The organism is Gulosibacter hominis, from assembly GCF_904842695.1.
GTDB lineage: Bacteria > Actinomycetota > Actinomycetes > Actinomycetales > Microbacteriaceae > Gulosibacter > Gulosibacter hominis.
In genome coordinates this window covers 176,744-194,416 of sequence record NZ_CAJGWQ010000002.1, presented here as the reverse complement: position 1 = coordinate 194,416, position 17,673 = coordinate 176,744, and the positions used below count along the sequence as shown (strand labels likewise).

The window sequence follows — 17,673 nt, the reverse complement described above, 5'->3', positions numbered from 1 at the left end:
CCACCACGGGGAACTCTCAGGATGCAGCCCGGTGGATACGCTCCGCACCGAACGCCGGTCAGATCTCGCTAACGAATCGCAAGCATCACGTCGACGAGCGCATCAATCAGCAGATCTACCTGGCCCTCGTCATAGCCGCGACGCTTTGAGGTGAATGCCACACCGCGCGCCTGGCGCAGCGTCATCGACTGCTTGCCACGCAAAAACTGGTCGATCTGGTCACAAAACTCATCGACCTCATCCACTGAGTAGCCGCGCTGCAACACCGAAACCCGACGAAAACGCTCGCCCTTCTGGCGCTGCACGCGCTTGAGCACCGCGCGAGCGGCCTCTTTCACCTCAGAGTCAAATTGCTGGCGGCCAAGCTGTGAGATGCGCTCCTCGCGCTCACGCACCGCAACCGCATCCTCGAGCCGCTCGAGCGCCGCATCCACATGCGGAGCCGAATAACCACGCTTACGCATGGTGAAAGCCGTGTGACGGATACTCTTCGCGGTCAGACGTTTGCCGCCCGAACCGTTGTCAAAATTCTCATAACGTTCGCGAGCCACTCGCAGCGCCCGATCGACCTCATCACAGTCGTATCCGAGCTCGCCACGCGGCGCGATGGGAAACGGAGTTTGATTCGTCACGGTCCTATTGTGCCATTCCTCAACTAGGCAACCACTCGCATCAGCGGTGCCGACCAAAAATACAGCGCGAATGCCATCGCACCCGAAGGCAGCATCGAGTCAAAACGGTCAAAAAATCCGCCGTGGCCGGGCAGCCAATCAGAAATGTCTTTGATGCCCAGATCGCGTTTAACCATCGACTCGGTGAGATCACCCGCCACCGCCGTGATGGTCAGCATCGGCCCCATGATGAGACCGAACCACCACGGCAGATCGAGGATGAACGTGCAGGCGATCACGGCAGCCACCATGGCTGTGATGCCACCACCAATGATGCCTTCCCAGGTTTTGCTTGGGCTGATGCGGGGAGCCAACGGCGTGCGTCCAAATCGCATCCCGAACACATAGGCGCCGGTATCAACACACACCACCACAGCGCCGAAGGTCAATACCCACAGCTCGCCACGTGGCTGGGCTGCCAGCAGTACGGTGAATGACCCGAGGAAGGTGAGGTAGAGCTGCACGAAGGCGCTCGACGAAATATCCAGCCCAATCCCCCGCCGAGTGCGAAGCGAGGCATCAAACCAATTGGCGGCCAGCCGCCAGGCACTCACCAGCAGCAACCCCAGCAGCAGTCCCGCCCACTGCCAGGAGGGGCCGTAGAAGTAGCTGAGCGGCACCACCGCGATGGGCACCAGAGCCGACGGGATGCGCGGCACATACAGTCCCACCCCGCGCATCGCGGTGCTGAGCTCCAACACCAGCGCCAACACAAACGCGGTGCCGACCAGCACAAACCAGCGCTTATCAAACACCAGGCTGACGGTCATAATGACGATCAGCCCGATCCCCACCGCAATGGCTTTGAACAGATCACGGCCACTGCGCTCGTTGACGCGTGAATTAAATGAGCGCACCCGAGCAGCGATTCGCTGCCGCTCGCCCACTAGCGGGCTGCGGTTCATATCGGGTGCGCTCATGTAGACGGTCCTGGCTGGCTGCTAAACCTCGAGCAGGTCGGCTTCTTTAGCCTTGAGTGCCTCGTCGATCCGGTCGACGTACTGCTTGGTGATCTTGTCGAGTTCTTTTTCGGCGCGAGCAATATCGTCGTCGCTGATCTCACCCTCGAGTGCCTCGAGATCAGTCTTTGCCTTGCGACGCACGTTACGGGCGGCGATGCGAGCATCCTCAGCACGGTCGCGTGCGAGCTTCACGTACTCCTGGCGACGCTCCTTGGTGAGTTCGGGCATCACCACGCGGATCAGATTGCCGTCGTTGGTGGGGTTCACGCCCAGGTTCGGTTGCGCAACGATTGCCTTCTCGATCTCCTTGATGACTGACTTGTCATAGGGAGTGATAACGAGCATCCGAGCTTCGGGAACCTGCAGCGAGGCGAGCTGACCGATCGGGGTCGGGGTGCCGTAATAGTCGACCGGGATCTTGTCGAACAGGCCGGGGTTGGCGCGGCCGGTGCGGATGTTGCCGAATTCATCCAGGGCGTGCTGGACAGCACCTTCAAGCTTGTCTTTGGTCTCGGCAAGAATGTCGGAGATCACTGATATTCCTTTCGCTGCAGCGGATGAAGCCATCCTAATCATTAGCACAGCCTCAGCGAGTCATTGTGGGGGTTCAGTTGGGTCTTCCGAGGGCACAGAGCCAGTGTTTGGATGCGGCTGGGCCGACTCGGGTAGACCAAAAAGCCGGTCAAACACCCACGCAAACACATAGGTATAAATGAGAAAAAAGACGAGCACGCCGGCTTCCAGCACCAGCGCCTCCCAGAGCGAAATACCGAACCAGAGCGCAAAAAACGGCACGATCATCAGTGCCAGCCCGCCCTCAAACCCCAGCGCGTGCAGGATGCGCCGGCCGATACTGCGACCGCGCCGCGTTTGCCGCGCTTCCCAGCGTTCAAATAGCCAGTTGAACACCAAGTTCCAGAACACCGCGGTGATCGAAACGACTGCGCTCGCCAACGCCGAGGCCCCGAGATCCTGGCCCATGGCCATCATGTAGCCGGTGGTGAGGATGAGCGCGATCAGCTCGTAGGCCGCCACATAGACAATGCGGCGAACCGGCCCCTGCAGTGAATAGATCATCGCTCAATAGCGACACCGGGCCAGCGGTGCGCTGACAGCACCGCTGGCCCGAATGTGCCGAACTAGACTGTTTCGATTTCGGATACCGAATTGGATACCAGTGTGCCGATATCGGCGCCGCGAATGGCCCGATCAATATTGCCCTCAGGCTGCATCCCGAACACTCGCATCGACATATTGTTGTCTTTGCAGAGGCTGAAGGCGGTCGAGTCAACCACCTTCAGGCCGCGCTGTAGTGCATCCTGGTACGAAATTTTGCGGATGAGTTTTGCATCTGCATCCGTGCGCGGGTCGGCGGTGTAAACACCGTCCACGCCATTTTTGGCCACGAGCATGACATCGGCGTGAATCTCAAGTGCGCGCTGTGCCGCAACTGTATCGGTCGAAAAATATGGCAGCCCGGCGCCGGCACCGAAAACAACCACGCGCCCCTTTTGCATGTGCCGCTCGGCTCGCAGCGGAATATAGGGTTCGGCAACCTGCCGCATCTCGATAGCCGATTGCACGCGCGTGGGTGCCCCCGCCTGCTCGAGAAAATCCTGGAGTGCAAGCGCATTCATTACGGTGCCCAGCATCCCCATATAGTCGGCCCGGCTGCGATCCATCCCGGCATCGGCCAGCTGTGCACCGCGGAAGAAGTTGCCGCCACCAACCACGATCGCGATTTCCACCTCTTGCACCGCGCTCGCGACTTCCTGGGCGATCGCACGCAAGGTGTTGGGGTCAACACCGAGTTTTCCACCACCGAACGCTTCACCCGAGAGTTTCAACATGACGCGTCGACGTTTGCCATTGATCGACATAGATCTCCTTTGCTGCGCCGCGGAATTCGTGCCGCCTTTAGGCGCACGTTCCGCAGGGTGTTCGTTTTCGAGCCTACTCAGTGCTTCCGAGCCACTTGCTCAGCTAGCGGTGAGCAACCCGGCTCGCACTCCTAATAGCGGAAGGGGATGCTCTGCAGAACATCCCCTTCCGGCCAGTTGCGTCAGATTTACGCTTCGTCGGCGGTCTCGACGCCGGCGCCCACCTTGAGGCGCGCGAAGTCAATGACCTTGATTCCGGCCTTGTCGGCAACCTGAGCAATCGTGAGCTTCGGGTCACGAGCGTATTCCTGCTCGTTCAGCACGATCTGCTTGAAGAAGGCGCCGAGGCGACCCTCGACGATCTTCGGCAGTGCAGCTTCGGGCTTACCCTCGGCACGGGTGATCTCTTCAACAACGCGACGCTCGCTGTCGATCGCGTCCTGCGGCACATCCTCACGGTTGAGGTACGAAGGGTTCGCGAAGGCAATGTGCTGCGCGATACCGTGTGCGGTCTCGGTGTCGTCACCCTCGTAGCCAACAACCACACCAACCTGCGGGGGCAGGTCCTTCGAGGTGTAGTGCAGGTAGATGTCGAACTTGTCGCCCTTAACGAGGCGGACGTTGCGCAGTTCGAACTTCTCGCCGATAACCGCAGCAACCTCGTCGATCAGCTCGGCAACAGTCTTGTCGCCAGCCGGCGCGGCAAGCGCAGCCTGGGCGTCAGTGGCGCCGGCAGCGGCGGCAGCTTCAAGCACCTGGTTGGCCAGTTCGATGAACTTGTCGCCCTTGGCAACGAAGTCGGTCTCGCAGTTGAGTTCGATGATGGTTGCGGTGCCGTTGCCGTTTTCCTTGACGGCAATCAGACCCTCAGCGGCCGAGCGGTCAGCGCGCTTGGCGTTACCCTTGGCACCCTTGAGGCGCAGGATTTCCGTGGCCTTTTCGAGGTCGCCGTCGGCTTCCTCGAGGGCTTTCTTGGTGTCGGTCAGGCCGGTGCCGAGCTGTTCGCGCAGCGCCTTTACGTCAGCAATCGTGAAGTTCGCCATAAAAGTTGGTCTCCCTACTTGGTTTCGTCGGCCGCGGCAGCAGCCTCGGTCGCGGTTTCAGTCTCGGGGGTTTCGGTTGCCGGCTCCTGAGCGGCCTCGCCCTGCTTGAGCAGTTCGAGTTCCCACTCGGCCATGGGCTCGGCAGCTTCACCGGTTGCGCCGTCCTTCTGGTGACGCTTCATCAGGCCCTCAGCCGCGGCGTCAGCCACGATGCGGGTGAGCAGTGCCACCGAGCGGATGGCGTCATCGTTGCCCGGGATCGGGTAGTCGACGTCATCGGGGTCGCAGTTGGTGTCGAGGATGGCAACCACCGGGATGCCGAGCTTCTTGGCTTCGTCGACCGCGAGGTGTTCCTTGTTGGTGTCGACGATCCAGATGGCCGAAGGGGTGCGGCTCATGTTGCGGATACCACCCAGGGTCTTTTCGAGCTTGTCGCGCTCACGACGCTGGATGAGCAATTCCTTCTTGGTGTAACCGCTCGAGGTGTCGTCGAAGTCGACCATGTCGAGTTCCTTGAGGCGGTTGAGACGCTTCTGAACGGTCTGGAAGTTGGTGAGCAGACCGCCGAGCCAGCGCTGGTTAACGTAGGGCTGGTTGACACGGGTTGCCTGCTCAGCAATGGCTTCCTGGGCCTGCTTCTTGGTGCCCACGAACAGGATGGTGCCACCGTGCGCGACGGTTTCTTTCACGAAGTCATATGCCTTGTCGATGTAGGCAAGTGACTGCTGCAGGTCGAGGATGTAGATACCCGAGCGCTCGGTGAAAATGAAGCGCTTCATCTTGGGGTTCCAGCGACGGGTCTGGTGGCCGAAGTGCACACCAGCGTCAAGCAGCTGACGCATTGAAACGACTGCCATGGTCGTTCTCTCCTTGTTGTTTGGGCGCATCAAAGGATGCGCAGATGCGGTTATTACTCCCGAACCAGCCGGGAATCCTGGTGTTCGATGCCGTCACCGCTCAGACGCCGTGCGAATGAGACCGTTGGTAGCGACACGTTCCGAACACGCGAAGTCAGCTCGCCGGAGCGAACTGCTGGGTTGATTCTAGCCTGCCCGCAGGGGCTGTGGAAACCGCTTTACCCAAAGAGAGTTCCCCCACGCCCGCGCCGCGACCGAATTTCGACCACGCTTTGCGGCATGCACTCCCCACAACACACTCGGCTAGCTGGCGCAGTCTGGTGCGCGCTGGCGTTGTATTTCTGCCTGTCCCCACCGCAATTAGCGTTCGCCGCGGCATCCATTTCATTGCCCACACCTGCCATCACAACCGCAGCGCCGCGGCCGCAAGAAATGCCGGCCGCCCGCTGGGAGTGGCCGGTGCCACACCCAGCTCGTGTCACCCGCACATTCAATCTCCCCCACCGCTATGCGGCGGGCCACCGCGGCATCGATCTGGCGGCCGAGCCCGCATCAACCGTTACCGCGGTTGCCGACGGCACGGTTCGCTTCGTCGGCAGGGTGGTGGATCGACCAGTGCTATCTATCCAGCACTCCGACGGACTCATTTCCACCTATGAACCGGTGACCAGCGACCTTCGACGCGGCCAGCAGGTCACCGCTGGGCAGCCAATCGGCAAAGTCGCGATGCATCCCATCCATCAGCCCGATGGCGGCTTGCATCTCGGTGCCCGAATCGGTGACGACTATCTCGATCCGTTGACGCTACTTGACCGCCCGCCGCGAGCAGTGCTGCTGCCGCTGCACGACTAGCAACCACGCCATTTGTTCGCCAAACCCAAGATCCGATTCATTCCAGCTACCGCCACCATTTGAAAGGAATTCCCCGTGTCCAGTATTTCTGACCGCCTCCCGGTGAGTATTAATCGTCCGGTCAGCGTTGTCGTTTTTGCCATCTCTACCCTGCTCGCTATTCCGCTATTTGTGTGGCTCGGTGCGAACCCGGCCCTGGCCGCCGAGCGTGGCCCCGGTTACGGCCTCACCGCAGCCCTGAAATTTGCGGATGCAAATGCCTACTGCGTGCAACTTTCCCAACCTTCGCCCGTGGGCAAAGAAACGCGGGAGTTACGCGCCGACGAGCCCCTGCCCGAGCCGCTCTCTGGTATGACCGAGGATGATCGTGCCCGACTGCACTGGGCGGTGGCAACCACCGGAGCTTCAACCGACCCACGCGATACCGCGGCAGTCGCACTTTACGCCTGGCACCTGGCTGAGCCGCGGGTGTTCAAGAATTACGGCGCCGATACTGGCGCGCTCATGAACGCAATTCCCGCCAATGAGGTGGAACAGGTGCGTTCTCGCTTCAAACAGCTACAAACAGACGGCAGCAAAATGCGCGCGGCACGAATCTCCGGTTCGGTAACGGTGCAGCTGCGCCGTATCGATGGCGAGCTGCAGCTGCACGTGTCACAGCCGCCCCGGCACTCCGAGGTGCGGGTAGAACTTGTCGGGGCAGAGTTCCCCGACGGCGTTCAGCAACGCAGCTTTGCCAGCGCCACAACAGTGGCACTGCAGCAGCTGGCGGCCGAGCCGACTATCGCGACGCCGCTACACACGAGCACGACCGACGGGACGCACAATGGAATCGTCGCGCGGGCGCAGGGAGAGCGGACAGTGACGGCCAGCTATCAGCTGCAGTACGCGCCCGGTTATTGGTCACCGGATGTGCGGCCGCTGGTTACCGATGATGCGCAGCTCATCGTGGCTGCGGCGGATGGATTCCCGAAGCAGCGAATCGAGGTGAAAGAGGAGTCAGCGCCGGCACCGACAGCAACGCCAACTCTGACGCCGACCCCTACCCCTACCCCTACGCCCACGCCCACAGTAACGCCGACTCCAACAACGACGGAACCGACCGGCGACGATGGTGATGCGAGCGCGGTGCCAGAGCCGCCGGCGACCGAAACCGAAACCACTGCACCACCGGAGCCCGAGGTTTCGACGCCTGAATCCACGCCGAGCGAAAGCGTGCCGGATGAGAACGTGCCGGATGAAAGCACCCGGGCTCCCGAGTCTGCCGAACCGGACAGCTCTTCCGAGGCACCGCAGCCACCGGCAACCACCGAGCCGGCCGCGCCGCACACTTCCGATCCCGCGCCCATTTTGACCTCGCCAGCGGTGACGCCCACCGGTCAACCCGAGCCGCAACAAACGAGTGCGCAGTCGGGGCACACCGAGGAACGGCCCGGGCAGCCCTCTGCTGATGCCCCACAATCGCAGCTTCCCGAAACCGGTGCGAGCTTCGACTCATCCAGCATCATGCTGCCGCTGGGGTTGGCGATCGCACTGATTGCGCTGGGCGGTTATGCACTCACCCGTAATCGTGCCGCCGGCGCCGACACAGATAGCGGCTGGTAGCGGCAGCGGTTCACCGCATCCGATCGCTGTCGCCTCGGGTTTGCGCACAGTGTTGCGGGGCCCGAGTCGACGGTGATCGGTTCGCTCTCACGCACAGCACCTGTGTCTTAGGCGCGAGGATGCGCCCGCCGGTAGGTCTCCCGTAGCCGCTCACTCGACACATGCGTATAAATCTGTGTGGTGCCGAGATTGGCGTGACCGAGCAATTCCTGCACGCTGCGCAGATCGGCACCGCCATCAAGCAGATGCGTCGCCGCGGTGTGCCGAAACGTGTGCGCACCGGCTGGCCCCGACCCCGGTGAGTGCTCGAGTTCACGACGACTGAGTTCATACACGGTTCGCGGGTTCAGGCGGCCGCCCCTGGCACCGAGAAACAGTGCCTCGCCAGAGCGGTCATTGGCGATTTCGGTGCGGCCGCGAGCGCACCACTCGGCCAGCGCCTCCGCGCAGGGGCGCCCAAACGGCACCACCCGCTCGCGGTCGCCCTTGCCGATGACTCGAACCGTGCGGCGTTCAAAATCAACCGAGTCGAGGTTCAGGCCGCATAACTCGCTGACTCGGATACCCGTGGCGTAGAGCAGCTCGACGATGGCTTCATCCCGTAGCGCCACCGGATCGCCCGTGGCGCTACGCGCTCGCAACTCGGCAAAAATTGCATCCATATTGTCGGCCGACACCATACGCGGCAGCGAACGACCGATTTTGGGTGAGCGAAGTCGACGCGCCACATCCTCACCGCGCCCGCTTGTGCGCAACCAGGCAGTGAACCCACGCGCGCTCGATGACCGACGGGCCAGAGTGCTGGCGGCATGGCCCTGTTCAGACTCGTGCCACAGCCAGTCACGAAAGAGCTCGAGGCTGAGATCAGCCAGGTCGGATGCGCCCTGGCCGTTCGCAAAATCTGCAAACCGGCGCAGATCGCCACCAATCGCTCGAATTGTGTGGGGCGAGCGACCCCGTTCAAGATCGAGGGCCCGCAAATAGGCATCGATGGCGGTGGCTAACGAACTCATACCCCCAGTCTGACAGTGTCGGCGGGCCAACCCATCACCCGCGCGCCAGCGTGGCGGCAGACCTTGCGGCTGACGCTGAGCTCCCAGCAAAACCCACCCACGCGCGCACCAGCGCGACGGGCACCGCCACTAATGGCGTTGCTCACCACGCCGCCAGCCGGTGTCGCACGGCACCGCCAGACCACCCATTTCAAGTTCAACGAGTGCGGCTCGCACCTCATTCATCGACATCCCGGCGTGGGCTGCGAGCGCTTCCGGCGGTTTGGCACTGCGTGGCCGCAGCGCGTCGTAGATGCGGCGAGCAGCATCACTGTGCGCTGTCGCGAGCCGGGCATAGTCGCTGCGCTGCGGTGTGGCCGGTTCGTCAATGTCGAGCTGCAGTTCGGGACTGCACCAGCCGAGCCCAGTGCTTTCTCGCCAAAGCTGCATGATGTCGTCGGCGCCGGTGACCAGTTGCGCCAGCCCATCACGAATGAGCTGATGACATCCCGCTGAAGCAGCCGAGTGAATCGGGCCCGGCACTGCCCCCACCGCGCGGCCGATCTCGAGCGCGCTGCGTGCGGTGTGCAGCGCGCCCGAACGCCGCCCGGCTTCGACGACGACGGTGACTGCTGCCAGTGCTGCGATGATGCGATTGCGTTGAATGAATCGCCAGCGCTCGGGGGCCTGCCCCACGATGAGCTCTGATATCACGGCACCCGAGCCGATGATTTGGGTAAAAAGCCCGCGGTGGGCGGCGGGATAGAGACGATCGACACCGCCAGCGAGGACGGCCACGGTCGGGGCATCGCTGGCGATTGCGGTGCGGTGCGCGGCCGCGTCAATGCCGTAGGCGCCGCCCGAAACGATCGTGCAGCGCTGATCACTCAGCCCGGAAGTCAGATCGGCGGTGGTTTCGACACCGTAATTGGATGCGGCGCGGGCACCGACTATGGCGACGCTCTGCTCGCATCCCGCGAGCGCATCAAGCTGGCCGCGCACCCACAGCGCGTGTGGCTGGCTCTCGCCGAGCGCATCCAATCCCTTGGGCCAGGCCACATCGCCCGGCACCACCACTGTGGCATTCACCTGGGCGGCATTGCGCAGGGCGGCATAAATTCGCTCGGGATGCAGTCGCGGTCGCCAGCGCGCAAATGCCGCCGGCCAATCATGCTCGTCGTGCAGCTGATATTCGCTGAGTGCTTCAACCACCACTCCGTCATGGCCGGCCAACAGCGGGAATATTGCCTCAGGCCCGAGATTTGCAATCAGCGCTCCGGCGGCGCGGTCACCGGGTTCGCAGATCCCTGACCAGCACACTCTGGCGAGCAGTGCTGCCGGATCAACAGCCTGCAATTGTGTGCGCAGCGGAACCAGCAGCGGCTGTGCTGCGGCGAGTATCGGGGCGGCGTCGCGCAGGAACGCGTCGGTGTGTGATTGCCGGGTTTGAGCGGGCATGTTGGTCCTCTCTGAGAGCGCTGGCGACTCGGGTTAGTGCCGTGAGGCGGTGCGAAACCACAGCGATTCGCTGATGTGGTCGCGGTTGGGGCGGTCGGCGCCGGCGAGGTCGGCTATGGTCCAAGCGGTTCGCTGTGCGCGCGTGTATCCGCGCATGGTGATGAGCCCTCGTTCAAGGGCTCGGTCGAGCGGCTGGCCGGCGCCCGGTTCGGGGCGCAGTTCCACGCGTCGCAGCGCCGCCGCGTCGATCTCGGCATTCACTCGAAATCCGAGCGGGCTAAGCCGGGCAGCGGCTCGTTCGCGAGCGGCAAGCACCTGTTCGGCGGCGATCGCCGTTGACACACTCCCCTGGCTACCGGCTGCTGCCAGCCGCATTGCCGCGACGCTCGGTGGCACCACGCGCACTTGCAGGTCGATGCGGTCGAGCAGTGGCCCGCTCAAGCGCCGCAAATAACGGTGCCGCACACTCGGTGCGCAGCTGCACTCGGCACCCGGCACGTCGGCATTGCCGCACGGGCACGGGTTAGCAGCCAGCACAAGCAGTGGGTTTGCGGGGTAGGTGGCGCTTGCGCGTGCGCGGTGGATGGTGATTTCGCCCGACTCGAGTGGTTGGCGAAGTGCGTCGAGCACACTGCGCGAAAACTCGGGGGCTTCATCAAGAAAGAGCACTCCGTGGGACGCGAGCGAAATCGCACCGGGGTTGATGCGGTTACCGCTGCCTCCCCCGACGAGCGCGACCTGAGTGGCGCTGTGGTGCGGAGCTTGGAGGGGCGGGGTGCGGTTGAGTTCGGTTCCAATCGGGATACCGCACAGCGATTGCAGGGCGGCGACGGTTACTGCGGCCTGGGCATCGAGTGGTGGCAGGATGCCCGGCAGTCGTTCGGCGAGCATAGTTTTACCGCTTCCCGGCGGGCCGATCATGCTGAGGTGGTGGCGTCCCGCTGCCGCGATCAGTAGCGCGCGCACCGCGTCATCCATGCCCAGCACATCGGCCAGATCTTTCGGACTGCAGGTGGGGCTTGGCGGCACGATCTGGGTGAGTTCATGTCGCTGGGGTGCCGGCACCTCGATGTCAGCTCCGTAGTGTCGGGCGAGCTCGTGCAGCGAACCTACTGCCACCACTCGAATCCCGGTCACTAGTTCGGCCTCAGTGGCGCAGGCCCGTGGCACCACCACGGTGCTGAAGCCGGCTTCGCGAGCCGCGACCACGGCTGGCAATACCCCGCGCACCGGCAGCACGGCACCGTCAAGCCCGAGCTCACCAATGTGCACGGCACGCTCGGCCACCTGCGAATCAATTACACCGCTCACCGCTAATAGTGCCACCGCCATCGCGAGATCGAATCCGGCGCCGTGTTTGGGAAGATCCACCGGCGAGAGATTGAGGGTGATGCGATGCGGCGGCAGCGTTTTGCCGAGCGCACCAAACGCCGCGCGGATGCGGTCGGTGGCCTCACCGATTGCCACGTCCGGCAGCCCCACCACAATGACTCGCGGCAGCCCCGACAGCACCACCGCCTGCACTTCAATGGGCTGTCCGCCCAGGCCCTGGAGCGCCATTGCCCAGGTGCGTACCGGCACCCCGAGCATCAGTTTCGTGCTCCCAAACCGACGATGTGACGCAGCTTCGGTTCGCCTGCTCGAGTGAGCAGCACTCCGATGGCGTCAAGGCGCAGCAGTCCCGAAAATTCGGGATGCTCACCTCGCCACGCGAGCGCAAGATCGCGCATCCGGGCGAGTTTGTCTGCGGTGAGCGATTCGAGCGGGTCACCAAAACCGATGCCGCTGCGAGTGCGCACCTCTACGCAGATGAGGTAGTGGGCGTCGCGGGCAACGATGTCGATTTCACCGGCCCGGCAGCGCCAATTCCGGTCAAGGATCTCGTAGTTCGCGTCTTCGAGGTAGGCGAGCGCGAGGTCTTCCCCGCGACGGCCGAGTGCGATGCGTTGGTTCATGACACCTCCTGGATGAATGTGCCAGCAGCTTGCCGCAGCAGAAACGTTTGGGAGCATCGCGCAGAGGTCTCTGTGGATAAGCCTCTTTCCACACGACCAGCGAGCGCTCGACACAAAGGGTGGCGGCGCCACCGCGCGAACCGGCGATGTGCATTAAGCGAGCTATGCGCATCGGCAAGTGAAGTGCATCCGCAACATCATCAATCAGATAATTCTCAATTAGTGAGAATTATCTCTGGTTGGCAGGAGACAGGATCCCTATTCTGATCGCATCGCAGCCGAAGCAGTCTGTGCAAAAAATCGGAGCAAAGGAGCCAGCGTGAGCACACACGAAACGCATCGCCGCGTCACCGACCGTGTGCTCGCAGTACTCAACGCACTGTCAAAAGCAGACGATCTTGACGTCCACGAACTCTCCGAACGCACCAAAATCCCAGCCAGCACCATCTACCGCATCCTCGCCGCCACCAATGACGCCGGATTTACCCGACGGGTCGCAACCGGGCGCTATTCGGCCGGGCCGGGCTCAATCCCCCTCGCGCAGCGGTATCGCGAACACGCTCTCAAACACAGCGCGGTGGCGCCGCAGCTCGAAAAACTCGTTGCTGATAGCGGTGAATTGGCTGCTTTTCTCATCCCCTACGGCAACGAAGCGCTCTGCGTTGAGGCGGTCGAAACACATCGCACCCTCCGCTGCAGTTTTTCGACCGGCGCCACGCAGCCGCTACTGCACGGCGCCACCGCAACGGCGCTGCTGTCACGGCTCTCGCAGGCTCGTCGTCAGCGCACCTACGCCCACTATGACCTCGATACGTCAACTATCGAAACGATTGAACACGAGTGCAATCGGGCCATCACCGACGGTTATGCCGTCAGCACCGGAGTGCTCGATCCCGGTGTGTGGGGCGCGAGTGCACCGGTGATCGACGCCGACGGCGCGCTGCTCGGTACCGTCACCATCATGGCGCCCGAACTGCGCGTCCAGGGCCGAACAAACCGCTTAATTGACATGGTTTGCAGAACTTCCGATGAACTGAGTGGAGGAAAAGCATGACCCGAATCGAACCAAACCGGTGGACCGGGCGGGATGATGGCCCGGGAGCACCGCACGCACGCTGGCACTCAACAATCCGCCCCTATTCTGAAGCCGACGCATCCGGCGCGGTGCTCATCGGCTTCGCCAGCGACGAAGGGGTACGCCGCAACGGCGGCAGAGTCGGCGCAGCAGACGGCCCCGAAGCGCTGCGAAAGGCGCTTGCGCCACTGGCGATTCACGATGACCTCCGCCGCTACGACGCCGGCAATATCGTCGTTGACGGCACCGACCTCGAAGCAGCCCAAGCTGAACTGGGCGAAGCGGTCGCGCAGGCGCTACAGGCCGGCCACTTCCCTCTCGTTCTCGGCGGCGGTCATGAGGTGGCCTACGCAAGCTATCTCGGTGTCAACGCCGGGCTCGGCATCGATCGCCGGCGCACCCTCGGTGTGCTCAACCTGGATGCACATTTTGATTTGCGCGCCGCCGACCAGCCAACTTCGGGAACGGGATTCGCCCAGATTGCGGAGGCTGAGCTTGCTCACGGCCGCCAGGTGAAATACCGCGTGATTGGCATCGGCCGCGCAACAAACACCCGCACGCTCTTTGAGCGAGCAGACAGCATCGGGGCACGATACCTGCTCGATGACGAGTGCCGAATTGACCGGATCGATCAGGTGCTGGCTTTCGTTGATGACCACCTTGCCGAGATCGATGATCTGTATCTCACCATCGATCTTGACGTCCTGCCGGCCGCGGTGGCTCCAGGTGTGAGCGCGCCCGCAGCCCTCGGCGTGGTTCCCGAAATAATTCAGGCGGTCGTCGACCGCGTGGCATCGTCTGGCAAGCTCCGCATCGCCGATATTGCTGAACTCAACCCCCGTTTTGACATTGATGGTCGCACGGCACGCATTGGCGCGCGCCTTATCGACCGCATCATCTCGCAAAGGAATTGCACATGACCGTTGAAGTCAATCTCGTTCAAACAACCGCACTCGCGCTACTGCTACTCGTTTTGGGTGAATCAGTGCGCGCCCGATTTGCGGTGCTGCGCCGTTTTGCGATTCCCGGGCCGGTAATCGGCGGGTTCTTTTTTGCGCTGCTAACCCTGGTGCTGCATCAGACCGGCGTTGCCAGCTTGGAGTTCGACACCTCGCTGCAGACCCCGGCAATGGTGGCATTTTTCACCACGGTGGGACTGGCCGGTAGCTTCGCCCTCTTGCGCAAGGGCGGACGGCTGCTCATCGTCTACCTCGTTGCCTGCTGGACCCTCGCCATCATGCAAAACCTCATCGGTATCGGCATGGCACAGGTCGTCGGTGTCGACCCGCTGCTGGGCATCATGGCCGGCGCGGTCAGCCTTGAGGGTGGACACGGCGCGGCAGCAGCGTTTGGCCCCGAGGCGGAGGCAATGGGCGCGCAGGGTGCAAACGCAGTCGCACTCGCCGCGGCAACGTTCGGGCTGATCGCCGGTGGTCTGCTCGGTGGCCCGATTGCCGGCTGGCTCATCGAACGTCGGAAGATCGAAATCCCGAAAGCCACAGCGCAGGTCGCAGCGGGCCACCACCAGCATGTACGTGGCGCGTCGCTACCGGCTAGTGCCGGCACCCGCGCGATCGAAACCGTGGATGAGGAACTCGGGAACTTTGAGGACGCCGAATTTGAGGATGCTCCCGAAAAGGGTGCCTTCTACCGCCCGCTGCTGAACGCGACCGTGGTGATCGCGGTCATTATGGTGCTCGGCACGCTGTTGGGTGAATGGTTTAGCGACGCCACCGGTTTTTCGCTGCCCGGATACGTAGGGGCTATGGTCGTTGCCGTCGCCTTCCGCAATATCAACGACCTCACGAAACTGGTCAAACTCGACGATGCGGCGCTCGGGCTGATCTCCAAATTCACCCTGGGCTTTTTCTTGACGATGGCGATGATGACGCTGCGGATTTGGGACCTGGCATCGCTCGCGCTGCCGCTCATCATCCTGCTGGTGGTGCAGGTGATTTTTATCATCCTGTTCACCCTCTTCGTCGTCTTCCCGCTACTCGGTCGCAACTACGACGCCGCCACTATGGTGGCGGGCATGCTCGGCCACGGGCTCGGTGGCACACCGAACGCAATGGCAAATATGGATGCACTCAACCAGCGTTTCGGGGTGCGATCTGAACGGGCATTCCTGATCGTGCCGCTGGCAGGTGCGGTACTCATCGACATCGTCGCACTGCCCTGGATTGTGTTCTGCATGAACTGGGTCGGCTAACAACATCCCGACACCTGACAGTTCGCAGCGAACACGAAAGATTCTGTTAACAGGCTGTACCCGCAATCAACTGATTCGGGTACAGTCTGCACAGAACAATTCCGCAACGACGCGAAATTCAGGAGTCACTATGCCCACGGTCGCCGAGCGCGTTGCCCGGGTACTCGCCGCCCACGTCTCCGAAGTGTTCGGACTGCTCGGCAATGGCAACGCTTTCGTAGTGGATGCACTACTGCAGCACACCGATGCCCGCTATACCGCGGTTCGGCACGAGGCCGGAGCCGTCGCATCCGCCGATGCCTACTGGCGCGCAACCGGCAAGCTTGCCATCGCCACCACCACCTATGGCGCGGGTTTCACCAACACGCTCACGGCCCTCGCTGAAGCTGCCCTTGCTCGCAGCCCCATGATCGTGCTGGTCGGTGATGAACCCACCGGCGGTCGGCGACCGTGGGATGTCGACCAGGCCGCGCTCGCCTCAGCCTGCGGTGTACCCACCGTCACAGTCACCATCGACACACCCGGTGCCGACACCGTGCACGCACTCAGCAGGGCGCTGCGCGAGCGCACCCCGGTGATACTTGCGCTTCCCTACGACCTGCCCACTGTCGAGACTGCCGAGCCCGAGTTCATCCCCGAGCTCGCACCCGGAAACCTCCTGTTGCCGGACGCTGACGCGCTCGCAAAACTTGTCGGCCGGCTGCGTGAGTGCAAGCGTCCGATCATCCTGGCCGGCGTGGGTGCGCGCGACGCCGGGCCCGCGCTTTCCGAGCTCGCCGACCGTATCGGCGCAATTACGGTCACTACCGCTCCCGCACGCGGGCTCTTCGCGGGCCGGCAGCTCGACGCCGGCGTGTGTGGCGGATTTTCGTCGCCACGCACCGCGGGCTATCTCGCGCAGGCTGACCTGGTCATTGCCTTCGGCGCGGGCCTCAACCAGTTCACGATGGGGTTCGGGCGTCTTTTCCCGCAGGCTGAGCTCGTGCAGGTGGATATTGCCAAACGCCCCACGCATCCGGCCGTGACCGCGCACATTCGTGCCGACGCGAGCGCCACTGCGATGGCACTGTTGACCGAGGTTGCCTCCCGCGAGAGCTGGCCCGGCGTCGACCCGGCTGAGGTGGTGGACGCCCAGTTCGATCGCGGCGATACACCCGAGTTCGCGGAGGATGGCCGTCTTGACCCGCGCGGGCTCATCGCCGCCATTGACGCGCAGCTACCGGATGCGCGGCTGGTGTGTACCGATGGCGGCCATTTCATCGGCTGGCCGAACACCCACCTGCGGCTGCCGAGTGCCGGCAGCATGCTGCTGGTGGGCACCCACTTTCAGTCGATCGGGCTCGGGTTCCCGGCCGCTGCTGGTGCCGCCCGAGCGGCCGGTGAGCGGATGCTAGTGGTAGCCACCGGCGATGGCGGCGGGCTGATGGGCCTGGCCGATCTCGACTCGCTCGTGCGCACCGCCCGGCGTGCCACCGTGATCGTATTTAACGACGCCGCCTACACCGCAGAAACCACCCAGTACGGTTCACTCGGGCTTGATGAGCGCCCGATGCGCATTGACGAGGTGGATTTCGCGCAGCTCGCACTCGGCGTCGGCGCCCACGCTACCGTGGTGCGACGACTGAGCGATCTCGACTCATGGGCCACCTGGTGCACCGCCCGCGGCGAGGGCACCTGGGTGCTCGACTGCCGCATCTCGGGCAGTGTCATCGCCCCTTATCAGCTTGAGATCATGGCGAATCTGCGCGATGCGGTAAACCATCCGGCCGCCGACTAGTCGTCGAGTGAGAGTTCTTTCGGCAGCTCAAAATCGTGGGCGTTGAGCTCTTCAACGTTGACATCTTTGAAGGTGAGCACCCGCACCTGTTTCACGAAGCGGTCGGAACGGTAAATATCCCACACCCACACGTCGCGCATGGTGAGCTCAAAGTAGAAGTCGTTGGCGGCATCCTGACGAGCAAATTCCACCTCATTGGCAAGATAGAACCGGCGCTCGGTTTCGACAACGTATTTAAATTGGTTGACGACATCGCGGTATTCCTGAAAAAGCGCAAGCTCGAGCCCGCGCTCATAGTCGTCGAATGCCTCTTCGTTCATAACTTTCGATGGTA

General features: G+C 62.8%; 18 protein-coding genes. 6 read left to right on the top strand and 12 right to left on the bottom strand.

Going from position 1 to position 17,673, the window contains the following annotated elements; translation table 11 throughout:
* Positions 1-68 precede the first annotated feature (68 nt).
* The 7 genes from JMV54_RS03170 to rpsB form a co-directional block, all read right to left on the bottom strand.
* Positions 69-632 (bottom strand): DivIVA domain-containing protein, encoded by a 564-nt coding sequence (locus JMV54_RS03170; protein WP_201517451.1) that lies wholly within the window; start codon positions 630-632, stop codon positions 69-71.
* Between the two features lie 23 nt (positions 633-655).
* Complete coding sequence (locus JMV54_RS03165; protein WP_201517450.1) at positions 656-1,591, bottom strand: phosphatidate cytidylyltransferase; 936 nt, start codon at positions 1,589-1,591, stop codon at positions 656-658.
* A gap of 21 nt (positions 1,592-1,612) precedes the next feature.
* A complete protein-coding gene (gene frr, locus JMV54_RS03160) occupies positions 1,613-2,167 on the bottom strand; it encodes a ribosome recycling factor (RefSeq protein WP_201517449.1) in 555 nt (184 codons plus the stop codon).
* A gap of 60 nt (positions 2,168-2,227) precedes the next feature.
* Positions 2,228-2,710, bottom strand: coding sequence for a PACE efflux transporter (locus tag JMV54_RS03155; RefSeq protein WP_201517448.1), 483 nt, complete (start codon positions 2,708-2,710; stop codon positions 2,228-2,230).
* A gap of 62 nt (positions 2,711-2,772) precedes the next feature.
* Positions 2,773-3,513, bottom strand: coding sequence for a UMP kinase (gene pyrH / locus JMV54_RS03150; protein ID WP_201517447.1), 741 nt, complete (start codon positions 3,511-3,513; stop codon positions 2,773-2,775).
* A gap of 188 nt (positions 3,514-3,701) precedes the next feature.
* Positions 3,702-4,556, bottom strand: coding sequence for a translation elongation factor Ts (gene tsf / locus JMV54_RS03145; RefSeq protein WP_201517446.1), 855 nt, complete (start codon positions 4,554-4,556; stop codon positions 3,702-3,704).
* A gap of 14 nt (positions 4,557-4,570) precedes the next feature.
* Positions 4,571-5,413, bottom strand: coding sequence for a 30S ribosomal protein S2 (gene rpsB / locus JMV54_RS03140; protein ID WP_201517445.1), 843 nt, complete (start codon positions 5,411-5,413; stop codon positions 4,571-4,573).
* Positions 5,414-5,872: 459 nt separating this feature from the next.
* On the opposite strand from rpsB, the gene JMV54_RS03135 reads away from it, so the two are divergent.
* Complete coding sequence (locus tag JMV54_RS03135; RefSeq protein ID WP_230972789.1) at positions 5,873-6,265, top strand: murein hydrolase activator EnvC family protein; 393 nt, start codon at positions 5,873-5,875, stop codon at positions 6,263-6,265.
* A gap of 75 nt (positions 6,266-6,340) precedes the next feature.
* Entirely contained in the window at positions 6,341-7,870 is a 1,530-nt protein-coding gene (locus JMV54_RS03130) for a hypothetical protein (protein WP_201517444.1), read from the top strand.
* Positions 7,871-7,977: 107 nt separating this feature from the next.
* Here JMV54_RS03130 and JMV54_RS03125 read toward each other — a convergent pair whose 3' ends face one another.
* From JMV54_RS03125 to JMV54_RS03110, 4 genes are all read right to left on the bottom strand, one after another.
* Positions 7,978-8,883 carry a tyrosine recombinase XerC gene (locus tag JMV54_RS03125; protein WP_201517443.1) on the bottom strand — a complete coding sequence of 302 codons (906 nt, stop codon included), beginning with the start codon at positions 8,881-8,883 and terminating at the stop codon, positions 7,978-7,980.
* A 129-nt stretch (positions 8,884-9,012) separates the two neighbouring features.
* Positions 9,013-10,320 (bottom strand): DNA-processing protein DprA, encoded by a 1,308-nt coding sequence (gene dprA, locus JMV54_RS03120; protein ID WP_201517442.1) that lies wholly within the window; start codon positions 10,318-10,320, stop codon positions 9,013-9,015.
* 33 nt (positions 10,321-10,353) lie between these two features.
* The gene (locus tag JMV54_RS03115; protein ID WP_420842076.1) at positions 10,354-11,880 is read right to left on the bottom strand and encodes a YifB family Mg chelatase-like AAA ATPase; all 1,527 of its coding nucleotides are present in this window, start codon (positions 11,878-11,880) and stop codon (positions 10,354-10,356) included.
* Positions 11,881-11,909: 29 nt separating this feature from the next.
* The gene (locus JMV54_RS03110) at positions 11,910-12,275 is read right to left on the bottom strand and encodes a YraN family protein (RefSeq protein ID WP_201517440.1); all 366 of its coding nucleotides are present in this window, start codon (positions 12,273-12,275) and stop codon (positions 11,910-11,912) included.
* A 319-nt stretch (positions 12,276-12,594) separates the two neighbouring features.
* Between JMV54_RS03110 and JMV54_RS03105 the strand changes: the two genes are divergently transcribed.
* The 4 genes from JMV54_RS03105 to JMV54_RS03090 all read left to right on the top strand — a co-directional run bounded on the left by JMV54_RS03105 (position 12,595) and on the right by JMV54_RS03090 (position 17,339).
* A complete protein-coding gene (locus JMV54_RS03105) occupies positions 12,595-13,329 on the top strand; it encodes an IclR family transcriptional regulator (protein WP_201517439.1) in 735 nt (244 codons plus the stop codon).
* Positions 13,326-14,270, top strand: a complete 945-nt coding sequence (gene hutG, locus JMV54_RS03100; RefSeq protein WP_201517438.1) for a formimidoylglutamase — start codon at positions 13,326-13,328, stop codon at positions 14,268-14,270. The genes JMV54_RS03105 and hutG overlap by 4 nt, the downstream gene beginning before the upstream one ends.
* Entirely contained in the window at positions 14,267-15,562 is a 1,296-nt protein-coding gene (locus JMV54_RS03095; protein WP_201517437.1) for a sodium/glutamate symporter, read from the top strand. Before hutG ends, JMV54_RS03095 begins: the two co-directional genes overlap by 4 nt.
* 130 nt (positions 15,563-15,692) lie before the next feature.
* The gene (locus tag JMV54_RS03090) at positions 15,693-17,339 is read left to right on the top strand and encodes a thiamine pyrophosphate-binding protein (RefSeq protein WP_201517436.1); all 1,647 of its coding nucleotides are present in this window, start codon (positions 15,693-15,695) and stop codon (positions 17,337-17,339) included.
* Here JMV54_RS03090 and JMV54_RS03085 read toward each other — a convergent pair.
* The gene (locus tag JMV54_RS03085; RefSeq protein ID WP_201517435.1) at positions 17,336-17,659 is read right to left on the bottom strand and encodes a DUF2469 family protein; all 324 of its coding nucleotides are present in this window, start codon (positions 17,657-17,659) and stop codon (positions 17,336-17,338) included. The two genes, JMV54_RS03090 and JMV54_RS03085, sit on opposite strands and share 4 nt — an antisense overlap.
* Between the last annotated feature and the right edge of the window lie 14 nt (positions 17,660-17,673).